We start from the raw sequence: 18,428 nt of genomic DNA on the forward strand, positions 1-18,428 counted from the left end.
GTGGAGTACGTGTCCAGAGTGCCGCGACCGCCGCTGGACGGGCTGATCGACGACCTTTACTACCTGGAGGGTGCGCGGCCGTACGCCCGGCTGACGCTGCCGGCAAGTCCGGCGGCGTTCCTCATCGTCAACCTCGGGGCACCGTTTCGCATTCGTGCCGGCACCGACGTCGAGACGGCCGAGTACGCCGACGGCTGCGTGGTCACCACGCCCACCCGCGCGTTCGAGTTCGGCTACCCACTCCGGACCCGGTCCGTCGGCGTGCACTTCAAGCCGTGGGGGCCGGCACCGTTCCTGCCGATGCCCGCAGCGGAGCTGTGTGACCGGCCGGTGACGGTGGAGCAGGTCTGGGGCCGACCTGCCGTTGCTGAGCTGCGAGACCGGCTGGCTACGGCCGAGGGACCTCACGAGATGCTGACGCTGCTCGAGGAGGAGCTGACGCGCCGGCTGGGCGAGGCGGCCGGCCTGGGGCTGGTCCGCCACACGAGCCGCATCATCGCCGCGACCAGCGGTGCGGTGGCGATCGACGACCTGAGGGTTTCCGCCGGTGTCAGCAGCACTCACCTGGCACAGCGGTTCAAGGAGCTCATCGGCGTCACGCCGAAGCGGTTGGCCCGCACCTACCGCTTCGCCGCCACCGTGCTCTCGATCAACCCCGCCGAACCGATCGACTGGGCCGACCTCGCCGGTAGCGCCGGCTATTTCGACCAGGCCCACTTCGGCCACGAGTTCCGGGCCTTCACCGGGCTCACACCGACCCGGTACGTCGAGATCAGGCGGCGGTTTCTGCGCGAACATCCCGGCCACGTGCTGGACGGCTGGCCGCTACCGACCGATTGATTCCTTACAAGAGCGACAGCCCACGAAACTCTAGCCTGAGGGCATCCCCAAGCAGAGGAGCGCGCCCATGGGCGAAGTAGTCCTGTACAGCTCGGTGTCGGTGGACGGCTTCATCGCGGACGAGAACGACCAGCCCGGACCGCTGTTCGACTGGTTGACCAGCGGTGACGTCCCGTTGGACGAAAGCGGCGTGTTGAAGGTGTCACAAGCGTCCTACGACCACACCCGGCCGTACTGGGACCAGATCGGGGTGACGATCGCCGGCCGCCACGTCTTCGACCTGACCGACGGCTGGGACGGGAAGCCGCCGAGCGGGGTCGACCACGTGGTCGTCGTGACGCACCGGCCGAAGCCCGAGGGCTGGGACCCCGAGGCGCCGTTTCACTTCGTCGACGGCGTCAAGGCAGCAGTGGCCAAGGCGCAGGAGCTCGCTGGTGACCGCATCGTCGAGGTCGCCGCTGGCGACGTCGGCGGACAGGTGCTTGCGGCGGGCCTGGTCGACGAGGTGCGCATGGACGTCGTACCCGTGGTGTTCGGGTCCGGCAAGCGCTACTTCGGGTCGGTCCACGCCCAGCACCTGTTGGAGGATCCTGACGTGGTGATTCAGGGCCACCGGGTGCTTCACCTGCGCTATCGGGTGCGCCGTTGACCGATCTGAGCGGGCTGGCGGGTCGCGCGGTGGGGAAGAGTCCGAAGTGACGCTCCTGCCTACTCCTGCCCCGACCTGACCACCCAACCCGCCTGGAGGGCCTCGGCCTGGAGGTCGCGGGCCGGCTGATCGAGTCCGATGGGCTGTGCCAAGCGTCCGTTAGCCGCGGGTGCGCCTTGTGATGCGGGTCTGGGCGGCGAGGCTGATGAGCGTGAGGAGGACCGTCAACGCGGTGTAGCAGACGACTGCCGGCACCTCGCCGAGAGGGCCTACGAGCTGCCCCTCGATGACGATTGGTAGCCCGAAGCGGCTCCTACGCGCATTCGGCGTCGGCGGCGTCAGTGGCGAGACCGACAGGTGCCGCAATCTTGCTTTTTTACCGGTTCAAAGCCGTCGACCGTCACCGCCTGCTCACAAGGGACGTGGCAACGGGTGCAACTCCAAGCTTGACCCTGGGTGCTGTGAAGCAGAACCTCTATCCTGGTGGATCACGTGTAGACAGCGCTTGGCCTCACCGTATTCACTTGCTTCTGGCGCAGGCGTCGATGGAATTCGTCACAACGGTCAGGATCTTCGCTCCAAAGTCAAGAACGAAATAGACAAGACATCAGGAACTCCCCAGATACTCTATATGCTCCAGGTTTTCAACAAGTTCCGCCGCACTTCGATGCCCCACGATTGCACTCGATACGCCTGATTTAGAAACAACGAATTGTAGCGCCCGCGCCCGGAGATCGGCCGCTGCCGGCACATCTTTCGCCATCGTTGCTACTTGCTGCAAAGTGGCTGCTACTTTGCGAGGATTGCGGCGAACGTTCCAGCTCCAATAGTCATCCTCCATGGGTAAATCTTCGAGCGACCGGTACCGCCCTGTAAGGTAACCACGTTTGTACGGCCCGCCGACAAGCACACCTATGCCGCGTTCCTGGGCTCGATCTATCGCCTCCCCACATTGCGAATCCAAGATATTGTACTGAAGCATGATTACGTCGATCGGCTGGTCAAGTGCGTTCATTACGTGACAGGGTTCGTTTTCGAAGCTGTACCCAACTGCTCGGATCCAGCCGATTGCCTGAAGGGTTCTCAGCACCTCGATGGCTAGCCCTCTGCGTACTTCTGAGAGTGAAGGGGCATGCACGAGGCAAATGTCTAGGACATCAGTGCGAAGCCGCCGCAGCGACTGCCGCACTTGCTCAACGAGCCGTTCAGCGCCGAAATTACCTCGATGCGAAAGCTCGTCATACTGGCCGACTTTAGTGCAGATGAAAATATCATCTGCCATCGGTCCGAACGCCTTGCCAAGTAGTTCCTGAGATCGACTCTGGCAGTACCCTCTTGCATCCGCGTACTGTCCATAAACGACAGCAGCATCGAAGATGTTAACGCCAGCATCACGAGCTGTCCGAAGCGTCCGCAGCGCCTCTTCTTCTCCACTCGTAGCCCAACGGCCTCCTCCAATTTGCCACGTACCGAAGCCGAGCACCGATACGTCAAATCCAGTGCTCCCGAGCTTTCGATAAGATGGGTACACGTCCCTCTCATTTCCCCGTTCGGGAGCGCCGTCTCCGGCCTTGTTATCTTCATCGCCGTAGGGTTAGCGTCCCAAGTTTAGTGAATAATGGCGACCGAGCTGCCCTGCCGGGCTCATCGATTTCTCTGTAGCAGTCTTAGTGAAGCTCATTGACTCGGGCCAAGGATCCGCTCTCGCTCTAGTACACCTCGCAACTCATAAAATGCCTGCTTGATTCGCTGGCGAGGAAATCGGATTACCTGCAGTCCTGCGATGTTACTGAATGCCTCGCACGATTCCTCAAGGAGTACAGCTACTTTCTGAAAACCCAGCCGCCCCTGCATGAGACCCATCTCATGGATGACATTTGGCCGCGGACTTGATTGTCCGGTGGTGGACGCGTCCTCCGCGGTAGCGACGATGACGGCAAAGCTGCTGTTCAGTGCCTGCGACGCCAGAATGTCATTGACAGAATGGCCCGCGACCGGAGTTGACTCGAAATATGAGGGACGAAGCCCAAGTCTTTCTAAAAAGTCCTTTACCTCAAGCCATTGGCGGTCATGTCCGTGAGCGATAAATATTCTTGGTGGGGAGGGCTCCAGGGTTAGGCGTCTGGACTGATCTACCACGTTAGCAAGGAAGTCTCGAAAGTCATTCTGGAAGAGCGCCGGCTCAAGCATTCCTTCAAATTTTAGCTTCCGTCTCGCCATGCGTAGCCCAAGATCGATGGCATCGTGGAACTCCATCCCAGGCAGCAAAAGCGCGGATAGCACCCCACCCGCAAAGACGTCGCCCGCCCCGGTATCGTCGACTACGTCCTGCGGCTCAAGAACTTCACTATTCGAGTAAAGTTTAACTAATAGTTCGCGCGCTACAAGCGAAAACAATCCAACGCGATCGTAGCGTTTCAGCACGAACATTGCATGCTTGGCCCCGTACCGCTGCATCGCATAACGCCCAGCATCTGCGTCGGACATGTTTGGAAGACGCATTGCAAGCGTGTCAAACTCTCTGGCGTTGAGAAAAACGATGTCGCTCATGCGCAAGATCTTTTCCGCCGACTCGGGGCGGTCAGGCCTCGCCCATATTGCACCAGGATCGCATGAAATGGTTATTGCGGGGCACCGCTCTTTTAGCTCGCGTATAAGTTCTGCCAGGCGGTCGGGTGCCACCCCATTGGCGCTGCCTGCTATATGAACAATTCGCGTGCCGCTAAGGTAGTCTAGCAACTTCGAATGACTCTGGCCGATATAGTCATCGAGTTCGCGGTTGGCTCCCGGCCAGGTAAGCATCGATCGCTCATCGTTCAATGAATAGGAAAGGCACGTACCGGGATGATCGGTTGTATAAGACACGAAGCGATCGTCGATATCAAGTAATCGGAACCAAGAACGAAAATCGAAGTCGTTTTCTTTCTCCGGCTGACCGCAGACACCGACAGCGCCGACACGTATGTTGGCGTTGGTGCTCACCGCCGCAGTCACGGCGTTCAATGCGGATCCACCCGGGCTTAGCTTGGGATGGTACGGCTGCATCTGCTCGATCGCGTATAATATCTCGTCATCGCGAGCAACACGATCTGAGCCTAGTTCGAATGCGGCAGGCAGACTCGTGCGATGGGTGGGAAGTCGCGCAATGTAATCGACGTTTATCATGCCGATGCCAATCAGTTCCGGAATTTCCTTCTGCATATCAGGGTCCTCCCCGAGAGGGTGGGCGTTCGTTCGTCCGGCACTTGGCGTCGAGGTGTGGGTTTTGGCTGAGAGGGCAGATCTGCCTCCTGGGTCGCCATCCCCCGTGGAATCGATCGACCTTGATGCATGTGGATTATACACGCGGGCATGGAAAGTTCGACATCCAGCAGGGTTCCCGAGGGGAATGTAGCGGGGATTCGCTGAGCCGTATCCGAAATTAGTGCGCCGGTCCAGCCCTGTCAATTGCCCACATTGATCGTAGGCGCAGCAGAGGTGCGCCACCCAGAGTTGCGCCGCCCCCTGCGTCCACCGGGATGACCGGGCCGGTTGGCGCGATCGACGCAACCACGCCCTGAACGACCAGGCAACCGATGCGCCCGTCACTCACTCACGTTCCCGGGCGAGCTGTTACAGGTGGTCGCGGTCTCGGAGCAGCCAACCTGCTGATTAGTCCGGCGTCACCCACCGATCCTGCTCGACCGGCCCGCTCTGGACGCGGTGAATCCCCTACTCGTCATTGTCGGGCTTAGGGCCACGGTCAGGATCACGGCCTGATCCGATAAACATTAACTGTGGAATCAGGCCGAACACCGGTAGGGCTCTACGTTCCACTGTTCGTCGAGGGCGTACTCGGTGCCCGTTTCCCGGTCGGACGGCCATGCAAGTTGCTGCTATCCGGGCGCGGGCGAGTTCTACCGCGCCGATGAACGCGGTGGTGCCGCCGGTCGCTGTCATCTCGAGGACCTTCGTGGGGTGGCGGCGGGTGCGACGAGCAGGGCGGCGGCGCCGAACGTGATTGGCGGCGCGGACCGCCTGGGCGCTGTTCGCGGCACGGGCGAGGATCCACGCGGCTAAGGTCCTCGGCGCGGCGGTAGGAGTACATGGACCCGGAGGTGCCGACGAGGACGGTCAGGCGCAGCGTCGGTTGTGCGCGGCACTGGACTCTGCCGCTGCCATGGGGCGGCGGTGGGCAGCGCGTCCCCGGCGGCGACCTGGGCCTGGGCGATGATCGCGTGGCGGGTGCCAGCCAGCACCGACCTCGTTGCCGCTCGGGAGGAACTGCGCTCCTCGGTGTGGTCGCGCGTGCTGCCCGTAGCACGCTAATCGCGTTCACTTACCTGGTGGTGGTCGCCGGCCTGTGGCCGGGTCAGCGTAAGGCGTACCGGCAAGTGATCTTCAATTCGGTGATCGTCCTGCTCGGCACCGGTCTGACCCTGTTTCAGCCGTTCCCGAGGTGGGTGCGACCGGTCAACGTCGGGAAGGAGCTCGTGGTGGTCGCGCCAGTCTTCCTGGCCGGCAAGGCCTCCGGGCACAGTAACCAGACGCGCTCGATTTGCCTCAGCTCAGACAACCCGCGCTGGACTCCGTGCACAGAGTGCAACCTCCAGTCCGCGCTGAATGTTGCCGGGACATCCGCTGATGACGCGACTCGCTCGTCATGCAGGGAGGACCCTTCCCGGCTCGTAGTACGAATCGGCCGACGATGTCGTCTGGTCCCGCCCGGTCAGGCTGGGCCGTTGACCAGCGGGTCGTGGACCCGACCGAGGAACAGCGGTACGCCGGTGAGCCGGTCGTGGATGACGTACAGGAACGGCCGGTTGACGAAGAACTGCGGCCCTTGGGGGATCGACGGCGGCCGGACGATGACGGCCGACGCGGCTGCCGCCTCGGTGCCCTTCTCGTCCACCCCGATGAACGTCTCGTGCACCACGTCGTCGATACACAGGGCCGGGTCGGTGCTCATCCCGGTGAAATCGGCCTGTGACGTGAACGCCGTGGGCATGCCGAGGCTACTCAGCGCGGCACCCAGCTCGGCCGGCAGGCGGAACGTCCACCGGGGCAGGCGCAGTTCGACGTCGGTGATCCGGAACCCGGTCAGCAACGCACCCAGCCAGGTCGCATCGAGGCTCGCCTCGACCGCGGCGAGATCGTCCCGGGTCGGCATGACGATGGCCATGGCAAGCCCGTCGCCCGCGTACGGCACGTCGACTGCGCGCCACCCGTCGCCCTCGAGGTAACCCATCCGGTCGAACGGCCCACGCATGATCGGGACGTCGACAACGGTCCCGTCGTCCCTTGTGAACGGTCCGACCGCGGTGGCCGTAGCGGTGAACGGGTACTTCCAGGCTGCCTTGAGGTAGATCGTGTTGGTCAGCATCAGGCTGGTGTTGGGGCTCACGGCGTCGGGTTGCAACAGCTCCGGAATCTTCGCGTTGGTCCGATCGGACACCCAGGTGTTGATCTCCTGGCGGGCCACCTCCGGCGCGCCGCGGAAGTCGACCGGTCGCGGCGCGGCACCGTAATAGCCGGTCAGCGCGTCCTGGAACCCGGGTCGCAGGACCAGGTCGAGTCGTGTCCACAGCGCGTTGGCCGTGGTCAGCCGAGGCTGCTTGACTCCGTCACCGTCCTGGTAGCGGCCGGCGAGCGTCTGCTCGACCGTGTTGAGCCCGCTGTCGAGCGCGCCGGGACGCGGATGCGGCGCATGGAGCACCGCGTCCATCTCGTCCGCCGTGGTCGAGCCGGCGCCCGCCCTGGTCATCGCGAGCGCGAGCCCGACCGAGTACGGCGCGCACACGACATTGCTGCCTGCCCGGGTCGCCGCCAGCGTGCCGTAGAGGTCTGCCGTGAAGCCGCGAACCGCGGTAGCGGCGGCCTGCATCGTGGCCGGGTCGGGTGGTACGCGGTCCACTGCCGTCGCGGTGGACGGCGGACCGAGCCAACGGGGAGCACCTGGGGCGGCGGTAAGGGCAGCGGCCGCAAGGGGGACCGCCCGCAATACGGATCGACGCGAGACCATGTCCCGAGGTTAGAGCAGTCCCACGGAAACTCACCAGACATAGACCTGAATTCATTGAAACTCAGCAATGCCTGTCACTCGCTCGTTGAAAAAGCGCGAGACAGCACAACGATCGCTGTGCGGCTTGCTACTCGTACCGGTACTTCAGCGAGTCTGCCTCGGCTTTTTCGATGTCAGCGATTGTCAGCTCGGGCATTCGTAGCTGGGCCAGCGTCACCTCGGCCGAGGTCGGCTGGGCGTCCGCCGGCAGCCACTGCTCGGGCTTCCAAGCCCCGCTGCGCAGCAGCGCCTTGGGGCAGTGCGGGTAGACCTCATCGATCCCCAGCACCAGTGCACTGGCCGGTGGCTTGCCCACGGCGGTCAGCTGTGACGGCAGTTCGGGGCGAGTGGAGACGCAGGCCCGGCCGTTCACCCTGAGCGTCGTGGCGCGCCCTGGGATGATGAACAGCAGCCCGGCTCGTCCGGTGGCGACGACGTTCTGCAGGCTGTCCAGGCGCTTGTTGCCGGTGGCATCCGGTATTGCCACCGTCCGTGCGTCCAGGACGGCGACGAAGCCGGCAGGGCCGCCGCGCGGGGAGACGTCGCAGTTGCCAGTGGCGTCCACGGTGGCGACCAGGACCAGCGACGAGCCGCCGATCAACCGCCGGGTCTGTTCGGTGAGTTCCGTCATCTGCTTTCGCACGGCCGCGTCACTGGGGAGTTCGTAGGCCCGGCGCAGCGCCTCCTGGTCGGGCACGGCGTCGAGGCGCAGCGAGTCGAAGGCGCTGGCGGCAAGGGCTGGCGTCATGCATCGACACTAATCCACCCCCGCCGGGCGGCTTGGCGGGCCGCGGCGTGGCATGCCGGCGGCCTTGCCCAAATCACCTTAGTCATTAAGATAACCGTGTGAGCATATCGACGGACTTCTCGGTAGCGATCGCCGGCGCCGGCCTCTCCGGCCTCTGCCTCGCCCAGTACCTGATGCGCGCCGGCATCGACGTGCACGTCTACGAGCGGGACCCGGGCCCCTTCGTCCGGCGGCAGGGCTACCGGATCATTCTCGACCGGTACGGCATCGAGGCGCTGCGCGAGAGCCTGCCGCGCTCGCTGTACAACCTGGCGCTGACCACCGGCGACGAGCCCGGCGGGCACCTGCGCTTCACCGACAGTCGGCTGCGGGACGCGTTCACCATCACCTTCAAGGACGAGCCGAATGCGACCCGCCAGGTCGACCGGCTGACCCTGCGGTCGATCCTGCAGTCCGGGCTGAACGGGCGCATCCACTACGGCAAGGACGCCGTCGCGGTGGACAGCGGTGACCCGGCAGGGCCGCGGCTGCTGTTCTCCGACGGCGGGGCCGCCTCGGCAAGCGTCGTCGTGGGCGCGGACGGCGTCGGCTCGGCGCTGCGCGCGCAGATCATGCCGGACGCGAACCCGGCGAACACCCCGATGGCGGGCATCTACGGCCGGTCACCCCTTTGGCGCAACGGCGAGAGCATCATCCCGGACGCGCTGCGTACCAGCGGGGTCCTGGCCATCGCCGACCGACCGGGCCGCGCCTTCTTCTTCACCTCCATGCGGTTCGGCGAGAGCCCGCCGGAGGCGTTCGCCCGCCTGGCCCCGGGCAGCTACGCGCCCACCGGCGACGACTACGTCATGTGGGGACTGCTGCTCCGGCAGGAGGAAGTGCCCACGGGCATCCGGGGTGACCTGCTGGCGCTGTGGAGACTGGCCTCCGGGATGAGCATGGATTTCCACCCGGTCATCCGGCGACTGGTCGGCACGGCCGAGCTGGACGCCACGGTGCTCAACCTCTTCGCCACCGGCCAGCGCCCGCGCCGGTGGGCGGTGCCCCGGGCGACGATGATGGGCGACGCCGTGCACGTCATGCCGCCGTTCGGCGCGCACGGCGGCAACACCGCGCTGCGTGACGCCGCCCTGCTCGGCCACAAGCTGGTCGAGGCCCGGGCCAGCGGCACACCGGTGGAGGAGGCGATCGCCAGCTACCAGGACGAGATGGTGCCCTACGCCTTCCATGCCGTCGACACCGCCGCCAGGCTGATGCGCCGACTCACCGGGGGAGCGGCCGCACCCCACTGGGTGCTGACCCGCGTGTTACCTCGGCTGCATCGGGTCACGGTGCCGGAGGGATGATTGCTGGCATGTCCCACGAGCCGGCCCGTGCGTCCGCGATCGCCGACCTCATGCGCGCCGGGCGGGAGATGTCGCGGCTGTCCATGGTGTTCCGGTACGCCATCGCGGAGCGGCTGGGCCTCACCGTGAGCGACCTGGAGTGCCTGGACTACCTGGCCGACGTCGGATCCGCCACCGCGGGGCAGGTCGCCGAGCGGACGAACCTCACCACCGGTGCGGTGACCAGCATGCTCCGCCGACTCCAGCAGGCGGGCTACGTGACCGCCGAGCGCGATCCGGCGGACCGGCGGCGGCTGATCGTCACCCTGCGGCCGGAGCGGTCCGCCGAGTTGAAGCAACCGTACGAGCAGTTCGCCGAAGGGGCCGAGCGACTCATCGAGGGCTACAGCGTTGAGGAGGTCCGGCTGCTGGTCCGGCACTACGACCGCATGCAGGCGATGTACCTCGCCGAGTTGGACCGCCTGCGCGGCGGCGAGACCGCACAGCGGTCTGCCTGAGCTGTTGTCGGCCTGGCGGGGCATTACTTGGCCGGGCGGCTTCACCGCGACCGTGACGCCGGACTGCCGGTACGCTGAGGTGGTGATCGACTTTCGTGCGGCGGTCGAAGCACGCGACCCTGATGCCCTTGAGGCGACCCTCGCCGACAACGTGCTGTTTCGCAGCCCGGTGGCGTTCAAGCCCTATCCGGGCAAGGCGATCACCGCAGCGATCCTGCGCGGTGTGCTGCGGGTGTTCGAGGACTTCCGGTACGTCCGGGAGCTGAGCGGCGAGGGCGGTCGCGATCACGCGCTGGTGTTCGAGGCGCGGATAGGCGGTGTCGCCGTCGAGGGTTGCGATTTCCTGCACCTCGATGAGAGCGGCTTGATCGATGAGTTCACGGTCATGGTTCGTCCGCTGTCCGCCGCGCAGGCCCTGGCCGCCGCGATGGCAGATCAATTCGAGCAGATCCAGCGTGAGGCGGCCGTCGGCTAGCGGGAGTCAGGGCGTTCACGTCTCACCGATCCCGCCGGCTACCGGCGGTCGCCAGTGAAGAGGATTGAGCCCGCACGTTGTACCACGTCACCTACGGTTCTCCGCCGCCCGCTGACGCCGCCGGGACCGCTGGGGCGGCCAGCTTCAACCGGGGCGGTCGGCGTCCGGGTGGCCGGCTGGTGGAGCCTCAACGGGTACGGCATCTGCGGGAGCTGATCCGGGGCCGGGGCCGCCGCTGGCGGCCCCGGCCGATTGTCAGCGGAAGGCGTCGATGTTGCGCGTGGCCCAGGCGGCAAAGGGGCGTGGTGATCGGCCCAGGACCTCGGAAACGTCCGGGCTGATCCGCTGTTCGGCTTCGGTCGGCGTACCGAGGATCGCCAGCGTCCCCTCGACAACCGGCGGCGGCATGAACCGCAGCATCTGCTCGCGGGCTTCGTCGGGCGTCTGGTCCACGAAGTGGATCGGCTCGCCGAGCGCGGCGGCGAGATCGGCGACCCGTTCGCGTGGCGTGCGCAGGACCGGGCCGGTCAGTTCGTAGGTACGGCCATCGTGCGAGCGGTCGAGGAGCACGGCGGCCGCCACTTCGGCGATGTCGGCCGGGTCGACCACGGGCAGACCGACGTCGCCGAACGGTGCGGCCACGGTCCGCCTGCCCCGGATCGGTTCGGTCCAGGCAAAGGAGTTGGAGGCGAAGCCGCCGGGGCGAAGGATCGTCCAGTCGAATTCGGATCGGCGGACGAGATCCTCGATGGCGCGCAGCGGCGCGTGTGACGGCGAGTCCGGTCGTGTGGCGACCGCCTGCGAGGACTGGAGCACAACGCGCTTCACGCCGCCGGCTGCGGCGACCCGCAGGATTTCGCGCATGTCGACGTGGGCTCCGGCGCCCTCCACGAGCAGGTACAGCGCCTCGGCGCCGGCGAGCACCGGGCGCAGGCTCTCCGGCTGCTCGAGGTCCGCGCGATGGTGGCGGATGCCCTCTGGTACGGCGCCCGGACGTCGCCCCCGGGACACCGCCGTCACCGCGGCACCCGAGGCCGCGAGGGTTGACGCGAGCGTACGGCCGACGTTTCCGGTTGCTCCTACCACGACAAACATGTCTGAGTCTCCAGTCCGACCGTGTCGTTCGCACGGCCGAAGAAGACGCTAATAGCGTCGATATAGTAGGTACCTAGAGGATAGTAATGCGTTTGTGACGGGGGACACATGAAGCAGTCGACAGATCCCGAGTTGGCCTGCCCGGTCGCGCCGGTTGTCGACATCGTCTTCAGCCGGTGGACCACACCGATCCTGTGGGCACTGAACGAGTACGGTCGGCAGCGCTTTGTCGAGTTGGAGCGCCGACTGACGAGCATCACGCCGAAGGTGCTCACGCAGCGGCTTCGCCAACTCGAGCGTGACGGGCTCGTGTCACGCACCTACCACGCCGAGGTGCCTCCCAGAGTCGAGTACGAGATCACCGAGTTGGGCGCCAGCCTGGGCCCGCTCTTCGCGCACCTGACCACGTGGGCCGACGCCAGCCTCGGAGAGGTCGAACGCGCACGGCGCGCCTACGACGCCCAGCGATGAGGCCGCGGAAGACATGCTGCGGGCCGGCCGCTCCGAGGCCGTCGCGCAGGGCATGCTCGACATGGCCGCGGCCATGACGCTCTTCCGTTCGGCGTGCCGATGCGGGCGGCCCGCGTCCGGCTTCGCCTGATGGCGGTCGCTCGGAGCGCGGGCCGAGGGTACGCACCCGGGCGGTCACCTCCTCCGTCGGTATCGGGCCGGTCCTGACGTTCGTTCGCGCGTCAGGAGCGACCTCGCGCGGACCGCGGCCTGATGCAGCCACGGGCGGGGCCAGCGATGCTCTCGCCCCAACGGCGGCCGACGACCCGAGGACCTGCCGGAGTGGCCCGTCACGAGGATCGGGTGCGCATTCTGGCCCGGGAAGCCGGCGCCGTAGGCGACCAGGGGTCTGTTGTGGACGATCCCGCCGTCGGCCGTGATGCGGAACGGCCGGTCGCCGATGCCGGAATCGCAGTGGACGCAGCCGAGTGCGAGCAGGGGAAGCCCGGTGCGCCCGGCGGGCCAGGGCAGCGCGGTATGTGGACGCGTAGACATGATCTCTCCAAAGACCTGACGGAAGGCATGGGAACGAACCGACGGCGACGTCGGCAACCCAGGCGCGGGAACGTGTCAGGTCTAGAGAGCAGGCGGTGTCACGCGGGTGAGGTCCTCTCGTGAATGCGTCGGAGATGGATACCTCGTTGCACGGTAGGTCGGATCGGGTCGGCGAGGCCATTCATTTCGGTGCGGTGTCGGTGCAGTCGCCGGACACCACCAAAGCCGTGATCCGGGAAGTCGGTGAGGGCAAATCGGCGAAACGTCGGCATTGGCGCGTGGTGAACGACGGGTATCCCGGGCGGGGGTCCTGCGTCGATCATTGCCCGAGGATAGATGCGAGTCACTCTCACCTCCTGGTGGAACGCCCGGGCGCGGAGGGCGAGACGTCGGCACCGGAAGCCGGGCGTGACCGAACGGCCCGACTCCGCGTCCCCGGAGGATCGCCATGCCCCGTCCCGCTGTCCGTAACCAGCTCGCGGCGTTCACCGCCGCCGTCCTGACCGCGAGCGTCCTGACGGTGACCCCGCCGTCACCGGCGCTTGCCGCCACAACGTTCGCCGCCAACGACTACTGCCTCGGCCAGTGCGCCGACATCCTGCCCCCTGGGCAGAACGGCAACGCCACGCTGGTCGCCATCCTGGCGCACCAGGCGCTCGGCACCCGCCCGGCGCACTCCAGCGACCAGCTCGACGAGTACGCGAACCTGGTCTACAACTACGCCGGGCTGACCGACGAGCAGATCGCCCACTTCTACAACGACGCCTCGTTCGGTGTCCCGGCCGCACAGGTGGAGAGCACCGTCTCGCCGCGATCGGACGTCACCATCGTGCGGGACAAGGCCACCGGCGTCCCGCACGTCACCGGCACCACCCGCGCCGGCACCATGTTCGGCGCCGGCTACGCCGGAGCCCAGGACCGGCTCTGGGTGATGGATCTGCTGCGGCACGTCGGTCGTGGCAACGTCACCTCGTTCGCAGGCGGCGCGCCGGGCAACCGGGAGCTGGAGCAGAGCGTCTGGGCCAACTCGCCCTACACCGAGGCGGACCTCCAGGCCCAGGTGGACGCGCTGCGCCTCAAGGGCGCCCGGGGTCAGCAGCTCTACACCGACGTGGTCGACTACATCGCCGGCATCAACGCCTACATCGACAAGTCGATCGCCGACGACAACTACCCGGGCGAGTATGTGCTCGCGGGCGCGGGTAAGCCGAAGCACTTCACCATGACCGACCTCATCGCCACCGCCGGCGTGATCGGCGGGCTCTTCGGCGGGGGCGGCGGCAGCGAGATCCAGTCCGCGCTGGTCCGGGTGGCCGCCCGCGCCAAGTACGGCGCCACCGAGGGCGACCGGGTGTGGGCGGCGTTCCGCTCGCAGAACGACCCGGAGAGCGTGCTCACCCTGCACGACGGACAGAGCTTCCCGTACGGGGCCACGCCGCCCGGCGCGAGCAGCGCGGTGCTCCCCGACGCCGGCTCGGTGGTCGCCGAACCCTTGGCGTACGACGCCACCGGCGGGGCCGCCGCCCGCACCGGCGCCAGCACCGCTACGAAGGAGCTGCTCGGCGGCCTGGCCAATCTGCGCGCCCACGGCATGTCCAACGCGGTAGTGGTCTCCGGACGGCACACCACCACCGGCAACCCGGTGGCCGTGTTCGGGCCACAGACCGGCTACTTCGCGCCGCAGTTGCTGATGCTCCAGGAGTTGCAGGGGCCCGGCATCAGCGCGCGCGGCGCCGCGTTCGCCGGGCTGAACCTCTACGTGCTGCTCGGCCGGGGCCAGGACTACGCGTGGAGCGCGACCTCCGCCTCGCAGGACCTCACCGACACGTACGCGGTGCCGCTGTGCACCACCGACGGCAGCGCCCCGACGCTGCGCACCAACCGCTACCTCTACCACGGGCAGTGCCTCGCCATGGAGGCGCTGGAGCAGCGCAACTCCTGGTCCCCGACGCTGGCCGACTCCACCCCGGCCGGCTCGTACACCCTGCGCGCGCTGCGCACCAAGTACGGGCTGGTTTCCTACCGGGGCCTGGTGAACGGGCAGCCGACCGCGTTCACCAAGCTGCGCTCGACCTACCGGCACGAGGCCGACTCGGCGATCGGCTTCCAGGCCTTCAACGACCCGTCCGCGATGGGCAGCGCCGTGGCCTTCCAGGCCTCCGCGGCCACCGTCGGGTACGCGTTCAACTGGTTCTACGTCAACTCGACCGAGGCGGCGTACTTCAACTCCGGCTCGAACCCGGTCCGTCCGGCCACCGCCGACCCGAACCTGCCCACGAAGGCCGAACCGGCGTACGAGTGGGCCGGCTGGAACCCGGACACCAACGACGCCACCTACACCCCGGCGTCGGCGCATCCGCAGTCGGTCAACCAGGACTACTACGTCAGCTGGAACAACAAGCAGGCGCGGGACTTCGGGGCGGCGGACGGCAACTTCAGCTTCGGCTCCGTACACCGGGCTCAGTTGCTCGACGGCCCGGTGCGCGCCGCGATCGCCCAGCGCAAGCTCGGCCGCGCCGACGTCGTCAAGATCATGGCGGATGCGGCGGTGACCGACCTGCGCGGCCAGCAGGTTCTCGGTGACCTGCTGCGGGTGCTGGACAGCACGCCGGTCACGGATCCGGCGCTGGCCGACGCGGTGGGCAAGCTGCGCGCCTGGCAGCAGGCCGGGGCCCGCCGGGTGGAGACGTCCCCCGGCTCCAAGGTCTACCAGCACGCCGACGCCATCCGGATCTTCGACGCCTGGTGGCCGCTGCTGGCCTCGGCACAGTTCCGCCCCGGCCTCGGGCCGGACCTCTACGCCGCGCTGGTCGACGCCATCGAGGTCAACGAGGCGCCGTCGGGCGGCCAGAACGGCGGACGCGACGGCGCCGCGAGCTGGGCGTTGCAGGGGCAGGCGCACAAGGGCTCGTCGTTCCAGCACGGCTGGTGGGGCTACGTCGACAAGGACCTGCGGACCGTACTCGGCGACCCGGTGGCGGGTGGGCTGGGCCGCTCGTACTGCGGCAACGGCAACCTCGGTGCGTGCCGGCAGGCCCTGCTCGACGCGCTCGGCCAGGCCGCCGCGGTGCCGGCCACCACTGTCTACCCCGGAGACAAGTCCTGCGGGGCCGGCGACCAGTGGTGTGCCGACTCGATCGCCCAGTCCGGGCTCGGCGGCATCACCCACCCGGTGATCGCCTGGCAGAACCGCCCCACCTACCAGCAGGTCGTCTCGTTCCCGGCGCGCCGGGGCGACGACGTCACCAACCTGGCGCAGGGCCGTCCGGCCACCGCGTCGAGCACCCAGTTCCTGACCAGCCACACGCCGGACAAGGCGGTCGACGGCAGCCTCGGCAGCCGGTGGGCCAGCAGTTACAACGACAACCAGTGGCTCAGGGTCGACCTCGGGGCGCCCCGCAGCGTCAGCCGGGCCGTGCTGCGCTGGGAAGCCGCGCACGGCACCTCGTACCGGATCGAGGTCTCCGGCGACGGCACCTCCTGGACGCCGGTGTTCGCCACCACCACCGGCAACGGCGGCGTCGACAACGCCACCTTCGCCCCGGTCACCGCCCGCTACGTGCGGGTGTACGGGGTCAAGCGGGCCACCTCGTACGGGTTCTCGCTCTACGAATTCGAGCTGTACGGAAAGTGACAGTGCCCGGAGGGGTCAGTGGAATCACTCGCCGGCCCCTCCGGACGTGCGCAGCGCCGGGTATCACCTCACACAGCAGGCGCCGTCGTGGGCATGGCATCCTCGGCGAGCGTGAGTCGCGTGTCGACTGTGACGTCGGAGGCCCGGGTCAACGCCTCGGCGTAGGCCAGGCCGGCTTGCTCCTCTTCGCTGGTGCGTCGTGGCCGAGGCGGGCGCGGGCTCGGGCCATGCGAATGGCCGCGGTCAAGGCCGTGATGTCGTAGGCGCCGTAGTGGCGGCGGCCGTTGATGAAGAACGTCGGGGTGCCGGACACTCCGCTGTTGTCGGCGGAGTCGATATCACTGTCGATGCGGGCGGCATGGGCCTGGCTGGTCAGATCGTCGTGGAATCGTCTCTGATCCAGACCGAGGTCGTCGGCGTACTTGATCAGAGCGGTGATGTCCAGTTCGCCCTGGTGGTCGAGCAACAGGTCATGCATCTGCCAGAATTTTCCCTGAACGGCAGCTGCTTCGGCGGCCTCGGCTGCCAGTCGGGCCTGCGGATGCACGTCCGACAGAGGCAGGTGACGCCACACGAAGCGCAGGTCGGCGTCGCCCAGCAGCTGCCGGACGACTGGTTCGGCCTTCCCGCAGTACGGGCACTGGAAGTCGCCGTACTGCACCAGCGTTACCGATGCACCGGCTGGGCCGCGGACGTGGTCCTGCTTCTCGTCGACCGCCGGGGTGAGGTCGATCAGCTCCGTCATGTCGCCGAAGAGGGCCCGGACGCGCTTGTCCTGGGGAAGCGTGTTGGTGACGCGGAACGCGACCCAGGTCAGTGCTGAGGATACGATCGCGGCGCTGAGCACCCCGACTTTGGCCTCGGCCAGTTGGTCGCCGGTGAAGGCCAGGCTGGCGACCAGCAGCGAGACCGTGAAGCTGACACCGGCGATCGTGCCGCTGCCGAGCACGCCCGCCCAGCCCACGGCCGGACGGATACGCCCGTGGGAGAGCCAGGTGAGCCCGGCGGAGGTGCCGATCACGGCGAGCGGCTTGCCGACGACATACCCGAGCAGCACGCCCCAGGTGACAGGCGACGCGAACGCCTGGGCCAGGAACGGACGGTCGATGCTGATGCCGGCGTTGGCCAGGCCGAACAGTGGCACGATGACGTAGCTGGACCATGGGTGGTAAATGCGCTGAAGGCGGTCGTTGGGCGACAGCGTGTTCGCCAAGCCGATCGAGGCCGTACGCGCGAGCGTGGGCGTCGGCTGCTCACGGAACGACCGGAACAGCCCGGTGACCTTTTCGAGGTCAGATCGGCCGGGAGAGTAGGCAAACGCGGTCAATCCGATGGTCAGGCCGGTCACCACAGGGTCGACTCCGCTGACCAGCAGCGCGCCCCACATCACGACGGCGACCGGCACGTACGCCCAGCCCCGTCGGACGCCGCCTGCGTGGATGGCCAACATGACCGCGAATGCGACCACGGCCACCACGATGGGCGGCACCCTGATGTCCTCGCTGTAGACCAGGGCGATGACAATGAGTGCGATCACATCGTCGACCACGAACACGGTGAGCAGGAAGATCCGGACCCGGTCGGGCACACCTCGGCCGAGCAGTGCCAGCAGACCCAACGCGAGGGCCGTGTCGGTCGACATGGCCACGCCCCAACCATGCGCACCCGGCCCACCGTGGTTGATCCCCAGGAAGATCAGTACCGGGATCAGCATGCCAATCAGGCCGGCCACGCTGGGCAGCACGAAACGTCGCCGGTCGCGGAGGTCGCCGAGGTCGAACTCGCGCCGCGCCTCAAGGCCGATGACAAGGAAGAACAGCGTCATCAAGCCACTGTTGATCCAGGTGTGCAGGTCGCGGGAGAGTTCGAGGTGCCCGAGGCGCAGGGACAACTGGGTGCGCCATACGGCTTCGTAGGAGCCGACGTCGATGTTGGCCCAGAGCAGTGCGGCGACGATGGCGGCCACGAGTATGCCGGCGCTGCCGGACTCGATTCGCAAGAATGCCCGCAGCGGTGACGCCAGGTTCGGCTTCCAGATCGTTCGGCCGCTCTTGGTTTCGGTCACACGTCACCCTTCGACGTGCTGGCCAGGCCAGCAC

The 18,428-nt window shown here is 67.1% G+C and carries 13 protein-coding genes; 7 read left to right on the plus strand and 6 right to left on the minus strand.

What is annotated here, in order from left to right; all coding sequences use genetic code 11:
- Together GA0070561_RS23310 and GA0070561_RS23315 are read left to right on the plus strand one after the other, a co-directional pair.
- Entirely contained in the window at nucleotides 1–840 is an 840-nt protein-coding gene (locus GA0070561_RS23310; RefSeq protein WP_244166396.1) for a helix-turn-helix domain-containing protein, read from the plus strand.
- Nucleotides 841–907: 67 nt separating this feature from the next.
- Nucleotides 908–1,489, plus strand: a complete 582-nt coding sequence (locus GA0070561_RS23315; protein WP_091404763.1) for a dihydrofolate reductase family protein — start codon at nucleotides 908–910, stop codon at nucleotides 1,487–1,489.
- Nucleotides 1,490–2,096: 607 nt separating this feature from the next.
- Here GA0070561_RS23315 and GA0070561_RS23325 read toward each other — a convergent pair.
- The 4 genes from GA0070561_RS23325 to GA0070561_RS23340 form a co-directional block, all read right to left on the minus strand.
- Nucleotides 2,097–3,020, minus strand: coding sequence for an aldo/keto reductase (locus tag GA0070561_RS23325; RefSeq protein WP_091404768.1), 924 nt, complete (start codon nucleotides 3,018–3,020; stop codon nucleotides 2,097–2,099).
- A 146-nt stretch (nucleotides 3,021–3,166) separates the two neighbouring features.
- The gene (locus GA0070561_RS23330) at nucleotides 3,167–4,690 is read right to left on the minus strand and encodes a PfkB family carbohydrate kinase (protein WP_091404771.1); all 1,524 of its coding nucleotides are present in this window, start codon (nucleotides 4,688–4,690) and stop codon (nucleotides 3,167–3,169) included.
- A 1,507-nt stretch (nucleotides 4,691–6,197) separates the two neighbouring features.
- Nucleotides 6,198–7,382 (minus strand): serpin family protein, encoded by a 1,185-nt coding sequence (locus GA0070561_RS23335; protein ID WP_208603838.1) that lies wholly within the window; start codon nucleotides 7,380–7,382, stop codon nucleotides 6,198–6,200.
- A gap of 235 nt (nucleotides 7,383–7,617) precedes the next feature.
- A complete protein-coding gene (locus GA0070561_RS23340; protein ID WP_091404778.1) occupies nucleotides 7,618–8,277 on the minus strand; it encodes an MSMEG_1061 family FMN-dependent PPOX-type flavoprotein in 660 nt (219 codons plus the stop codon).
- A gap of 98 nt (nucleotides 8,278–8,375) precedes the next feature.
- Between GA0070561_RS23340 and GA0070561_RS23345 the strand changes: the two genes are divergently transcribed.
- The 3 genes from GA0070561_RS23345 (at nucleotide 8,376) to GA0070561_RS23355 (ending at nucleotide 10,595) form a co-directional block, all read left to right on the plus strand.
- Nucleotides 8,376–9,623, plus strand: a complete 1,248-nt coding sequence (locus GA0070561_RS23345) for an FAD-dependent oxidoreductase (RefSeq protein ID WP_091404781.1) — start codon at nucleotides 8,376–8,378, stop codon at nucleotides 9,621–9,623.
- Between the two features lie 8 nt (nucleotides 9,624–9,631).
- Nucleotides 9,632–10,120, plus strand: a complete 489-nt coding sequence (locus tag GA0070561_RS23350; protein WP_244166397.1) for a MarR family winged helix-turn-helix transcriptional regulator — start codon at nucleotides 9,632–9,634, stop codon at nucleotides 10,118–10,120.
- Between the two features lie 82 nt (nucleotides 10,121–10,202).
- Nucleotides 10,203–10,595: a nuclear transport factor 2 family protein gene (locus GA0070561_RS23355; protein WP_091405325.1), complete on the plus strand. Its 393-nt coding sequence runs from the start codon at nucleotides 10,203–10,205 to the stop codon at nucleotides 10,593–10,595.
- A 255-nt stretch (nucleotides 10,596–10,850) separates the two neighbouring features.
- Here GA0070561_RS23355 and GA0070561_RS23360 read toward each other — a convergent pair whose 3' ends face one another.
- Nucleotides 10,851–11,690: an NAD(P)H-binding protein gene (locus tag GA0070561_RS23360; RefSeq protein ID WP_091404791.1), complete on the minus strand. Its 840-nt coding sequence runs from the start codon at nucleotides 11,688–11,690 to the stop codon at nucleotides 10,851–10,853.
- Between the two features lie 108 nt (nucleotides 11,691–11,798).
- Here GA0070561_RS23360 and GA0070561_RS23365 point away from each other — a divergent pair, with 108 nt between their 5' ends.
- Together GA0070561_RS23365 and GA0070561_RS23370 are read left to right on the plus strand one after the other, a co-directional pair.
- On the plus strand, nucleotides 11,799–12,161 hold the full coding sequence (locus GA0070561_RS23365) for a winged helix-turn-helix transcriptional regulator (protein ID WP_091404795.1): 363 nt from the start codon (nucleotides 11,799–11,801) through the stop codon (nucleotides 12,159–12,161).
- A 982-nt stretch (nucleotides 12,162–13,143) separates the two neighbouring features.
- Nucleotides 13,144–16,329, plus strand: coding sequence for a penicillin acylase family protein (locus GA0070561_RS23370; RefSeq protein WP_091404798.1), 3,186 nt, complete (start codon nucleotides 13,144–13,146; stop codon nucleotides 16,327–16,329).
- 148 nt (nucleotides 16,330–16,477) lie between these two features.
- Here GA0070561_RS23370 and nhaA read toward each other — a convergent pair whose 3' ends face one another.
- Nucleotides 16,478–18,394: a Na+/H+ antiporter NhaA gene (gene nhaA / locus GA0070561_RS23375; protein ID WP_091404801.1), complete on the minus strand. Its 1,917-nt coding sequence runs from the start codon at nucleotides 18,392–18,394 to the stop codon at nucleotides 16,478–16,480.
- Between the last annotated feature and the right edge of the window lie 34 nt (nucleotides 18,395–18,428).

This window comes from Micromonospora saelicesensis, assembly GCF_900091575.1.
GTDB classification, from domain to species: Bacteria; Actinomycetota; Actinomycetes; order Mycobacteriales; family Micromonosporaceae; genus Micromonospora; species Micromonospora saelicesensis.